Here is an 11,502-nt window from a genome sequence, read left to right as displayed (position 1 = left end):
TCATTACTTTATGTCATGCTTAAGATGCGTGCAAATCGCTGAAAGCCTTGAAAACAAATAGGTCTAAGGTCTAGCATTACAATAACTCAACATTTTATGTGGATAACTCCTGCTTGTTTGCACTTCTCAAGGCGTGTCATACTAGTAAAAGATCAAGAGGTGTCGATAGATGAAGCAACTTAGACTATTAGCAGCAACGGTCCTTTTAAGCCTGCCTTTGGCCTCGTTCGCGAAGCCAGCCAACATCAGTGCGAAGAGTTCTTCCCGCGAATTAAGCCAAGAAGCTCTATTGGTGGAGCTGACGGGAAAGGACCTTTCGAAAGAAAGTGACATTGGCCTCTATGCTGAAATGGTGAGCGCTTATCAGGCGGATGATGAAATTGCATTTAAGAGCCGTCTGCAAAGCCTTCTTTCTCGTTATCCACAGAGCTCTTACGCCGATAATGCTTTGTTCGTCGCCGGACGCATGGCGGTGGATCACGGCAACTATGCCGAAGCCATCAAGTACTTTGCGCAAATTGAAAAACAATATCCTCGCAGCAATAAAGTCGCTGCAGCCAAGTTTGCCAAAGCCATGACCTACAAAAAAATGAATTTGCCCGAGTTTTCACGCAAGGCCCTGCTGGAAGTCCGCTCCCGTTATCCGGGCAGTCCGGAATCGTTCCGTGCAGATGCTGAGTTGAAGATTCTGAAATAAAAAATCACGGCAAGGATGCAAAGAGTGATGAACAAGAAGTTCTCCGTAATGATGGCCCTGATCCTGACCGCTATGCTGGCGCAGGCGCAAGACAACCCACCGGATGCGACCTGGGAGTCGGATCCATTGGACGTGCTGGAAAGCCAGCAGCAGGAAGTGGTTGAGCCGAGCGTGCCTGAGTTTAAGGAAATCCCTGAACCGGGCGCTGACGTGCCGGCACCTCCGGCTCCGGAAGTAGCCAGCCCCGAGCCGACGATGGAGGACATCGCTCCTCCGGCTCCCACTCCGGAGACCCAAACAGTTGAAACATTCAGTCCTGTCCCAGCCACGGGAGCTGTGGGGTCAGAACCGGATTATGCCCGTGAGGCCGAGTTCCACCGCATCTACAAAAACTACAATGAACAACCCACTTCGGTAGAACTCTGGGAAAAAGCCGTTGGCAACCGCGAGGCGGAAATCTATCAGGTGCAAAAAGGGGACACGCTGTGGGGGATCTCCACAACGTTCTTTGGTGATCCGAACTTCTGGCCGAAAATTTGGTCTTTGAATAACGGCGCGGTTTTGAATCCACACGAAATTGACCCGAAGATGAACATTCAATTCTTCCCAGGCACCGCGGATGAGGCACCGACTCTGGATCTGGCGGCGGCCGATACCACAGGCAAGGCGGATGCGACAGTTGTGACGGATGTGAAGCCTGAAGCTGGTGCCAAGACTGGCGCTGTGGCGCTGCCACGCGGGAAGAAACGCACGCCGCTGCTGAAGACTCTTCCCAACAGTCTGCCAAGCTACCGCATGGGGGCGATGAACGATCCCAAGCTGGAACTGCAGATCGAACTTCCGAAAACCCAATTCCCGACAGCGCCCGAGTATTTGGAATACTATCTGGCGGATGCGCCGGTTCAGGGCGTGGGGCGTGTGACCGCCACTGAGATGGACATGAAAACTGCCGGTGAATTCCAATACATTTATGTGCGACTGGACAGCAATGGCGGCAAGGATTTTGTAGCTCAGAAAAACCTGACCATGGTGAAAGACCCTCTGGTGAAAGACCGTCAGGGGCAAATGGTGGAGCTGCAGGGTGAGATTGAAGTTCTGGAAAAAGTGAACGATCAGCAAAACATCTATCGCGCGATTGTGAAAAAGGCGATTCAGCCGGTGGATGTGGGGGCGATCCTGACTCCAGGAAAACTGCCGATGATTGATCCGTCTCCGTCAGGCATGGTGTCTGGTGTGGGCGCAAAAATCATGGGCGGGCAGTTTGATAAGAAACGCAACATCTTCGGCAACAGCACTTTGGTGTTCCTGGATGGTGGTTCTGCTCAAGGGTTGCAGGAAGGGCAGACGCTGTCCGTATTTGCAGACGAGCGCGTTCGTAACAAGAAAAATGAAGCTGTTATGAATGACCGTGTGGTGGGTTCTGTGAAGATTGTGCGAGTGTCGCCAAACTTTGCCACAGCTTACGTTATCCGAGCCTCTGATAATATTCTGGTGGGTGACTATGTCGGTAAGCCAGTGGTTCAGGCCCTGCGTGAAGCGCCGGTCGTGGAAGCTCCGGCTAAGGCAGACGAGGACTTTGAAAAGGAATTTGAAGACGCCCCAAGCACACCGGCGGATGCCCCGGCGCCGGATGGCGGACTGGATGATTCCGATCTTGATTTTTAAGGCCCTTTTAAAAAGGCTCTGCAAATTGCAGGGCCTTTTTTCTTATGAACGATCTTTACTCCATTTCGCAAATTTTAAAAAGTCATCCCTTGTATGCTGTTGAACGTGACGGGATCCATGCTCTGTTTCTGGAGCTTGCCCGGGAGGGCCGGCTTTCTGCCGACCAGGTTCTGACCGGGCTTCGCTTCCGTTGGCCGGAGCTGGGGGAGGCCATGACGAAGAACCATGAACTGTTCAAAAAACACTGCGAAGAAAGTTTGCAGCTAAAAATGCAGGGAGTGAACTTTGTCGTTTATGGTGAGGTTTTGTATCCGGAGCTTTGTTACCAGATGGCGGATCCTCCGCTGACGCTCAGTTATCGCGGTTCCCCGGCTTGGCTGAATGCCAGGACTCTTTCGGTGGTGGGCAGCCGGGAGCCTGCAGCGGATTCACTGTTGTGGATGGAAAAAGAGCTGGGGCTTTTCTGTGAGCAGCAGCGACCTTGCATTGTCAGTGGTGGGGCTCGCGGTGTGGATCAAAAGGCCCACAGTGTGGCTTTGCGCAAGTTCTGTCCCACGGTGGTGGTATTGCCTTCGGGTTTGGGTGAAATTTACCCCGCGAATCTGAAAGAGTGGATGGGGCTTGTGATAGAGCAAGGCGGATGTTTTTTAAGTGAGTATGATCATCAGCAAAAGATGCACAAGCACCTGTTCCATCATCGCAACCGATTGATTGCCGCTTTGGGGCGCGCCAGTCTGTTGGTGGAGGCTCGTCGTCGCAGCGGAACGCTGATCACCGCACACCAAGCAGCGCAGATCGGAAGACCTGTGTGGGTGGTTCCGGGGCACCCTTTGGATCCGCATTTTCAAGGGGCGTTGGATTTGTTAATGGACGGTGCGCAGTCGGTTCGTGATGCCCAAGACTTGCTCATGTTTTTTCAATCTGAAACTGCCGGTGAACAAATATCACCAGCAGGGGTAGGTGCGCTTTGCGAGCCTCAACACTACCTGTAGTGGGCGTGCTAAGTGACCAAAATGCTTGGGAAAAAAATGAAATGATCTAAAAAAACCTTTTGCAAGCTCAAGGTATTGCCCCTACCATTTGAAGTAAGGGAGGGGCGATGTGGTCAGGGACGACCGTGGTAGTAAGGATGCTACTGCATCGCTCTATTTTTCAGGCCCGATCTTAGTTCCAGTTCCTTCTTAAAGTTTCCACACCCAAAGCAGCAAAAAGAACATTCGGTGTCCAGATCGCAAGTGCCGCTGGCAATGCGCCACTGCGGGCAGCACCTTCTGCCGCCACGTACAAAATCCAATAGAAGATGATGATGCCGATACATAGAATCATGCCGCCGGCTTTGGCTGCACGACGGTTGGTGGTTGTTCCCAAACCCACGCCGATCATCGCAAAGACGATACACAGAACCGAAATCGCCCAACGTTTGTGATATTCGCTCTGCAGAGTGCGACGGACTTCTTTGTCTTTGATGTCCTCTTTCAGGCGGTTGCGGACTTCTTCCAAAGTCAAAGACGGCGGCGACTTGGCTTTTTCCTCGATGTTCTGGGGTTCCGAGAAGCGCACATCGTAAGTGTCAAAGCTGATCTTGGTGTGGGTTTTGGCCTGACGATGAATTTCACCCTGATTCAGTTGCAGCAAAATCTCATGGCCCGGACGCGTGGGATCGGGAACAATTTCGCCAGCCTTGGCGATGATGGTCAAAGGCACGTCGCCGTTTTTCTCGTCATAGATAAAGACCTTTTTCAGCAGGCCCTTGTCGGTGTTGACCTCGTTGGCGTAAATGACCATGTCAAAGAAGCCTTCAGCAAAAGTGCCTTCCTTGATGATGGCAGCGGCTTTGGTGTTGGCCAGGCGGGAATAAAGCACCTCGAACTGACGGTTCCCCCAAGGGGCGATGTTGAAGGACATTTGGGCTGAAATCACGCCCACCAAAGTGGCCAGAATCAGGGCGGGCAGCAGTAATGTGCCCATCGGCAGGCCCGAGGCTTTCATGGCCACGATTTCAGAATCCTGACTGAGGCGTCCATAGGTCAATAGAACCGAGAACAGCAAGGCCATGGGGAACAGAATCGGCAGCATGGAAATGATGACGTAACCGATGATTTCGGCGATGGTTTTCATGGCCACGCCGTGGACCAGGGCGAATTCCGTCAAACGCAGGACCTGGAACATCAAAATAATGGAGACGAACACCAGCAATCCCAAAATAAAACTCGGGAGCATCTCAAAGAAAATGTACTGCGCGGCTTTTTTTCCGTTAAAAATACTCAAATCTGGTCTCCGTTTTGGTCGCCCGTGGGGCTCCGTGTGTAGAACCTATTCTAGAGTGCCTTGAGCCCAAGGTCATCGCGCCCATTGTCCAGAAGAAGCCTTATTGACCCATGACTCTGCTTATCTGACAATAGAACCATGAACAAGATTCTTTTGGTCTATGAGGATTATGCTGACTTGATGTCTGTTGAAGGCACTTTGAAAAAGGTGGGCTTTGATGTCATCGGTCTGTCCAGCGAATACGCTGTGGCTGAGCAGATGCTGGCATTCAATCCGGATCTTGTTGTCGGCGCTGGTAAGGGTGGCAAAGTCAGTTCTCTCGGCGTGGGAAAACGTCTGAAAGAGATGAGCCGCTGGCAGGGGAAGTCGGTGCTTATTTTTCCGGCAAACTTCAAGCCCAATCCGCAGGATCTGATAAAGATCCGCGTCGACATGGTATTGGAATCCCCGGTGCCACCAGTGCGCTTGGTGCAGGTGATCGGTCGTATGTTGGGGCATGATGAGGCGGTGTTGTTAGAGCGCCTGAATAAAGCCATGCATGTCGAAAGCCCTCAGAAGACCGGGACTACGGTCACGGGTGGTGGAAAGCCGACTCCAGAGGATGAAGCGATCTATATCAAGGGCTCTACTGAAGAGGTTCAAGCCAGCGGCGAGCAATCCCTGCGCACCGAAAGAATTGATGAGAACTCTGAAGGCCTGCTTGTAACTGACGAAGAGCAAAGGGAAAAACCGTCTTTCCGTTTTGGTGATCGCATGGCGGCAGCGGATGCTGAGCGCGGCGCAGCAGCAGAGGGGACTTCGGAGTTTCCCGATGTCGATCTGAAGGCTTTTGAACGAGAGCTTTTGGGTGGCGGTGCGCCTGAGGTCGAAAAGGTAGAGATCCCGCTTCCGGGCACAGGCTTGGGGAGTGAGGAAGACGAGCAGGCTCAGTTGGTGGCGCGGGCTCAGGAGAACTTAAAAAACGCTGAGAAAGCACTTCAAGAAAAGATGGCTAAGTATGCGAAGCTTGTGGAGGATGTGAAATTGTCTCCAAATAGCACCGTGACCCGAGTTGAGGCGCGTCGTCGTCAAAAAGCTCTTGAAGCTGACTGGGATAGTCAAAACATCAACGAACTCGATAAGTTGCGCCAAGAGTTCACCAAAGCCCTCTTCAAAAAGTAATTGATCCTCATCGGGCTTGACGATAAGGTTTCCGTGATCACATTAGAGTGTAGATATTACGGAGGCCATTCATGGGCACATTTACTAAAGCAGTTACAGACACGTCTTTCGATGCAGAAGTTCTAAACTCTTCGACTCCAGTACTGGTAGATTTCTGGGCCGAGTGGTGTGGACCTTGCCGTGCTTTGGCTCCTAAGCTTGAAGAAGTTGCACAGGAGTTGGGTGCGAAAGTAAAAATCGTAAAAGTGAACGTGGACGAGAATCCAAGCGTTCCTGGCAAATACGGCATCCGCGGTATTCCTGCGATGTTGTTGTTCAAAGGCGGCAGCGAAGTGGGCCAACTTGTTGGTAACCACCCGAAAGACGCTATTCTGGAATTCCTGAACAAGAACGTTTAATCGCATCTCTGTTTAGAATTATTAGAACTAAGTAAAGAAGGCTCCCATGTGGGGCCTTTTTTTGTTTGAATTGGACAAGAGTCCTGCGTTTCACTATGATACTTCACAGGATCCCAAACAATGTTTGCAGGGCCTGTCGAGGAAGTCATGTACCCAGAAATTTATGTAAGAGACAATGAACACGAAGTACTGAACGAAGAGTTCAAGGCGATTGCCATGGATATTTCCCTGATGCTGAAAGCTGAAGGTAAAACCGTGCGCCCGTATGTTCCGGGTCTTCCTTATTTTTCCCGTTTGCCACTGGATAAGAAAAAGCACGCCGTAGAGCAGGTACGCTTCTATCAGGAGCTGTGTCATTCCCAGCTGGCGGAAGGCTACAAAATCAACGACAGTCTTTCTTTCACCTGGAAGGCCTTCCGTCGTCTGGGTTTGGTTCCAAGTTCTGATTTGTTCAGTCATATCCAGAATGAAGATATCATCGAAATCTATTCCAAAGAACACGTGCAGTTGTTCCGCAATTTCAACTTCTTTGATTGCTGTTCTTACACTCTTGAAGAACTGAACACCTACGAGTGGTGGTCTTTGTTTGAAAGAGAAGAAGCTGTCACCCAGAAAATCATCGATGCCTGCAATCTGGTGTTCAATGGTGAAGTGGATGGCACATTTGTTCCGGATGTTCCTGTTCATCAACTGCGCGAAGCCCGTTCGGCGGAGCGTTTGACGATGAACTGCGAAATTCGCAGAATGGCTCCGGTTTACCGCAACAAGCGCCCTGATTGTGTGATCGTTCTTGAGAAAGTTGAAATGATCCGCAACTGATTTTTTTGCAATGTGATTTTTTGAGAAACACAGCACACAAGTCACAGGTTCTCAGAATCAAACGTCTTAAATTAGTAAACACTATTAACTTCACAGCTGGAACGTCCGAAACACTCTGCCGGAAGGAGAGTGTATGGGTAAGTTTCAGTATCACCTTTTCAATCCACGCGAGTTGAACCCCGAAACAGTAAAATTAAGCAACGACGTCTACGAAGTATGGAGGCGGGTCTATTCAGAGGTGCTGGGGAAGGTCGGCGAACCTTTGAATCCGGATGATTTTCATCGCAATGACATTGTTGTCTGCCTGACCGACAACGGAAAAGTTTTCGGTTTCCATTTGTACAGCGCCTTTGATCTGCGCTCGGACGCCCTTCGTGATCATCATTATATGAAAGCCTTTGATCAGGCAATTATCGACAAATTCAAGAGCCGTGGCATCAATACTTTGATGAGCATGGAGTACCTGACTGTGATCCCTGAATACCGCTCCCGCAGTGCGGAGGTGAACTGGGCCGAGATCATCATCGCGCTGGGAAGCAAGGTGATGGACGCTTCGCCATGGGATTGCTGGGTCGGGACGGCCCGCAAGGATCTGCATGTGCGGCGCAAGGCCGAGAAAAGTGGCACAGCCTATTTTGGCAGTGTGATGAAGATGAACTATGAGTGTGAAATTCTGATGACGGCCAAAGGAGAGGTGACTCCCTTGGCGGAACCGAAATCAGCAGCTCTCGTGGAAAGTCTGTGGGCGGAAAAGCGCTCGCATGTGAATTGTCTTAATGAAGTTTCCAGAAAACTTAAAATTGCAGCTTAATGGTTTTTTCAAACCTGAAAAGAGTAAAACATGCCGAATAATAAGAACGTGAACGATGAACTGATGACGCTTCTGAACTCCTCGAAAAAGCAAATTGAGGCCTTCCCGTGGGAGGATAAAAACGCCTATTCCGCCTGGGTGTCACAGACTTTCTATTTCGCCCGCCACACCACGCGCCTGCTGGCCATGGCCGGTGCACGCACGCCGTTTGGTGCGCCCGAGTTCCACAACCGCTTCTTGGCCCATTGTGCGGAAGAAAAAGGCCACGACAAATTGCTGGTGAATGACCTGAAAACCCTGGGCAGCAAAATGGACGAGTGGCCGGAAATGCCGGGCACCTGCGCGCTTTACCAGACACAGTACTATTACATTGAACACCATTCACCGATGGCCTTCTTTGGATACATTCTGGGGTTGGAGGCACTGGCGGCGCACTTTGGTGATTACATGAATAAACGCATTGAAAAAGCCTGGGGTCCCAAAGCAGCGCACTTTATCCGCGTGCATGCGGAAGAGGACGTGGGGCACACCGAAGAGGCGTTGACTAAGATCGCCAGTCTTTCCCCGGAAGATCAGGTGGTGGTGATGCAGAACCTGAGGCAGACACTGAGCTATTACGATCAGATGCTCAATGAATGCCGCGAAATATCCCGCGCGCGAGCGCGTAACGCCGCTTAAAGTGCAGAAACAAAAAAAGCCGGAGGAACACTCCGGCTTTTTTCGTGAGAGATAAGAGATATCAGAACTATTTGAAGCGAGCCGCAACAACGTCGCAGATGTTGCCCTGAAGCAGGGACGCCCCACGATAGATTGTTGCATCCAGAACCGTTGGATCTTTCAGGGTCTGCTGGCGAAGAGCTTCGCAGTCCGATTCGTAGTTTTTGCAGATGCCAGAGCTCTCTTCGTTTTCACAAACCCAGTACAGGCTCTTCACTTTTTCGCCCACGATTTTCACGTCTGCGATTTCCGAGTGCAGCTCAATATGACATTTGATTTTGGCGTGGCCGTTTTGATCCAGATCCCCGGCAACCCAGCTGAAGGTGAAGTTTTTGTATTTCAGATCAATAGCCCGCTGGGAGCCAATCACACGCTGACGGGCGTCGATATTGTCGAAGAACTTCTCGCAGCGGGAACCCAGCTCATCCACAGTGCCCTTGCGGGACCACTGTAAAACGCGTTTAGAGGGCTTCCCGAAGGTGCAAGATGTGCCTTCTTCGTTACAGCCGACTCCGGTGTAATAAGGGGCTGCGTGACCAATACTGCTTAATAGGAACAGGGCCACCAGGGCCGTCAGACTCTTTTTCATATGGTTTTCTCCTGATAAGAGAAAACCTTGCGATATCCGTTCCAATGCGAGAATCCATTAAATTGTGATTGAGGCGCCCGAGGCTGTATGGATTCTGGTGCAGAGACAAACTTGGGCAGTCTGTGCTCTGGAGAGTCTGCGGGGCAGGAGTGTTCCGTATATCTCGTGGAACACCCGGGCGAAATTATAGGGCAGCCACAGTGTGTGGTTTTTTGCTGGTGATATTTGAATATAGAACACTGTAGTTCTTCATCACGCGGGAGTTGTATTCCACGGGCTTCACGTTTTTTGCCAGCAGACGGCGCACGTTTGTCGGACCCATGTTGTAAGCGCTGACGTACTTCATCGCCTTCTTGTCAAACTTCGCGCGCAGATAGTTCATGTAAGCCATGCCGATCTTGATGTTTGCAGAAGGGCTTTGCAAAGTTTTTTTGCCGTTGAAAGGCAGATCAAACTTTTTTGCGATCCATTCAGCGGTGTCCGGTTTGATTTGCATCAGACCGATTTCGCCATGACGGCCTACAACCAATGGATTGAATTTGGATTCTGTCTTGATCACCGCAAGAACAAACACCGGATCCATGCCGTATTTGGCGCTTTCAGAAATCACGGTGCGGGCAATAGTGCGCGCCTGGGATTTGAATTTCGCCGGTAATTGAGTTTGAACCTTGTTCAAAATAGCCTCATTCAAAGCCTTCTGGCCTTCGATTTTCTGGGCGTCACTGCCTTTATAGCCGCCACCCAGCAGCTCTTTCGCGTGAGAAATGCGTGAAGCTTCGTTCACGCTTTCCATCGCTGGCACCTCAGGGCGCTGCCACTGGGTGAAAGAGAAGTTGTTAAACAGAACCGACGTGAGCGAAGCGGTGATAAAGGCGATTCCGATTTTGAGATGTTTCGTTTTCATATCCGCGTCCTCCTGTTACAGAGGAATAGTTCAAGGGCCGTGCCGAACGGCCATGTGTGCGGAATGTTTCAGATCTTGCTTTGAAGCACCATTCAAAGGCTATTGATTGAAGCTGGCCCAGGGGGGTGTCAATCAAAGTATGAACACTGTCTGATTAGTGGTTAGTCGATCTGGGATGAATTCCGGGAATGAGACAGTCACCGCGAGACAGGTGTGTTGAGTGGAAATTGCGAGGGAAATTGTGCTTGAAAACGGGGACTTGCCGGAGGCGGGCGGACCTGGCCTCGAAATAAAAAAAGCTCTGAAGGGGTGCTTCAGAGCTTGATGAGTTTTCGGGTTGTGGAAATTCTAGAACAGATATCTGCGGTAAGCGACGCTCGACACTAAACCAAGGCCTGCCATGGTGGTCAGCATGCTGGAGCCACCGTAGGACAGCAGCGGCAAAGGAACCCCTACGATTGGCAAGAGTCCGATCACCATTCCGATGTTCACAAACATGTGCCAGAAGATGTAACAGAGGACTCCGACCGTTAACAGAGCCCCGAATTTGTCGCGGGCGTTGGAGGCAATGCGGATTCCCGTGATGAACAGGAAGCAGAACAGGCCCACCACGGCGATGGAGCCGACAAAGCCGTGTTCTTCGCTGAGGACGGAATAGATAAAGTCCGTGTGGCGTTCTGGCAGGAACTCCAGTTGGGACTGGGTGCCTTTCATGAAGCCTTTTCCGAAGAAGCGGCCGGAGCCCACAGCAATTTTTGACTGAATGCTGTTGTAACCCGTACCACGCGGGTCACTGGTCGGGGACAGGAACGTCAAAACGCGGTTTTTCTGATAGTCATGCAAGACGAATTTCCACGCGATCGGAATCGCGATGATCCCCAACGCAATGATCGTCGCCAGAATGGTCTTGCGGATCTTTGCAAAAATCAGCATGGATCCACCGATCGCTGCCAGCATCATCGCCGTTCCCAAGTCCGGTTGCTCAACGACCAGACCAAACGGCACCAGCAGGGCAATCAAAGGCAGAGCCAGTTCCTTCAAGCCCATGCCTGAACCGTGAGTGCTGCGTGTGGAAAGGATCTTTGCCATCAGCATGATCAAGGCCAGCTTCATGGTTTCAGATGGCTGGTAACGGAAGAAACCCAGGTCAATCCAGCGCTGCGCCCCCAAAGCAACCTTACCAAAGAAGGTCACATACAGGATCGCGCCCAGATTCAGAACATACGCAATCAAAGCAATGCGTGTGACGATGGAATAATCCACAATGGTGACAACCAAAAATACCGTCCAACCCACGATCAGCCACATGATCTGGGAAATGAACAGGGACGCCACGTCCTGGGTTGTCGGGCCGTGGGTGGCACTCCAAAGATTGATCAGGCCGATCACATTCAGGGCCAGAATCACAATGATCAGATTGATGTCTAATTTCTTGAAGAGGGTTCTTTCTTCAACATGCAAAGAGGTAAACAC

The 11,502-nt window shown here is 51.0% G+C and carries 12 protein-coding genes; 8 read left to right on the top strand and 4 right to left on the bottom strand.

The features are described 5' to 3' along the window. Positions 1 to 169 precede the first annotated feature (169 nt). Genes BD_RS11300 through BD_RS11290 form a run of 3 tightly spaced genes read left to right on the top strand, consistent with a single transcriptional unit; the run spans position 170 to position 3,354 of the window. On the top strand, positions 170 to 697 hold the full coding sequence (locus tag BD_RS11300) for a tetratricopeptide repeat protein (RefSeq protein WP_011164883.1): 528 nt from the start codon (positions 170 to 172) through the stop codon (positions 695 to 697). 27 nt (positions 698 to 724) lie between these two features. Further along, entirely contained in the window at positions 725 to 2,362 is a 1,638-nt protein-coding gene (locus BD_RS11295) for a LysM peptidoglycan-binding domain-containing protein (protein ID WP_231839155.1), read from the top strand. Between the two features lie 44 nt (positions 2,363 to 2,406). Next, complete coding sequence (locus tag BD_RS11290) at positions 2,407 to 3,354, top strand: DNA-processing protein DprA (RefSeq protein WP_011164881.1); 948 nt, start codon at positions 2,407 to 2,409, stop codon at positions 3,352 to 3,354. A 172-nt stretch (positions 3,355 to 3,526) separates the two neighbouring features. Here BD_RS11290 and lptF read toward each other — a convergent pair whose 3' ends face one another. Then, entirely contained in the window at positions 3,527 to 4,630 is a 1,104-nt protein-coding gene (gene lptF, locus BD_RS11285; RefSeq protein WP_011164880.1) for an LPS export ABC transporter permease LptF, read from the bottom strand. A gap of 138 nt (positions 4,631 to 4,768) precedes the next feature. Between lptF and BD_RS11280 the strand changes: the two genes are divergently transcribed. From BD_RS11280 to BD_RS11260, 5 genes are all read left to right on the top strand, one after another. Continuing rightward, entirely contained in the window at positions 4,769 to 5,791 is a 1,023-nt protein-coding gene (locus tag BD_RS11280; protein WP_011164879.1) for an ANTAR domain-containing protein, read from the top strand. Between the two features lie 71 nt (positions 5,792 to 5,862). Further along, complete coding sequence (trxA, locus tag BD_RS11275; protein WP_011164878.1) at positions 5,863 to 6,189, top strand: thioredoxin; 327 nt, start codon at positions 5,863 to 5,865, stop codon at positions 6,187 to 6,189. 147 nt (positions 6,190 to 6,336) lie between these two features. Further along, the gene (locus BD_RS11270; protein ID WP_231839153.1) at positions 6,337 to 7,008 is read left to right on the top strand and encodes a hypothetical protein; all 672 of its coding nucleotides are present in this window, start codon (positions 6,337 to 6,339) and stop codon (positions 7,006 to 7,008) included. Between the two features lie 133 nt (positions 7,009 to 7,141). Further along, on the top strand, positions 7,142 to 7,819 hold the full coding sequence (locus BD_RS11265) for a hypothetical protein (RefSeq protein WP_011164876.1): 678 nt from the start codon (positions 7,142 to 7,144) through the stop codon (positions 7,817 to 7,819). A 30-nt stretch (positions 7,820 to 7,849) separates the two neighbouring features. Further along, on the top strand, positions 7,850 to 8,497 hold the full coding sequence (locus BD_RS11260) for an iron-containing redox enzyme family protein (RefSeq protein WP_011164875.1): 648 nt from the start codon (positions 7,850 to 7,852) through the stop codon (positions 8,495 to 8,497). 67 nt (positions 8,498 to 8,564) lie between these two features. Here BD_RS11260 and BD_RS11255 read toward each other — a convergent pair whose 3' ends face one another. The 3 genes from BD_RS11255 to rodA form a co-directional block, all read right to left on the bottom strand. Continuing rightward, the gene (locus BD_RS11255) at positions 8,565 to 9,125 is read right to left on the bottom strand and encodes a hypothetical protein (RefSeq protein ID WP_011164874.1); all 561 of its coding nucleotides are present in this window, start codon (positions 9,123 to 9,125) and stop codon (positions 8,565 to 8,567) included. Positions 9,126 to 9,309: 184 nt separating this feature from the next. Then, a complete protein-coding gene (locus tag BD_RS11250; protein WP_011164873.1) occupies positions 9,310 to 10,029 on the bottom strand; it encodes a lytic transglycosylase domain-containing protein in 720 nt (239 codons plus the stop codon). Positions 10,030 to 10,377: 348 nt separating this feature from the next. Then, entirely contained in the window at positions 10,378 to 11,502 is a 1,125-nt protein-coding gene (gene rodA / locus BD_RS11245; RefSeq protein ID WP_011164872.1) for a rod shape-determining protein RodA, read from the bottom strand.

Source organism: Bdellovibrio bacteriovorus HD100, from assembly GCF_000196175.1.
Taxonomy (GTDB): domain Bacteria; phylum Bdellovibrionota; class Bdellovibrionia; order Bdellovibrionales; family Bdellovibrionaceae; genus Bdellovibrio; species Bdellovibrio bacteriovorus.
Note: the sequence above shows the minus strand (reverse complement) of the source record. Positions and strands in the feature narration are given on the sequence as shown.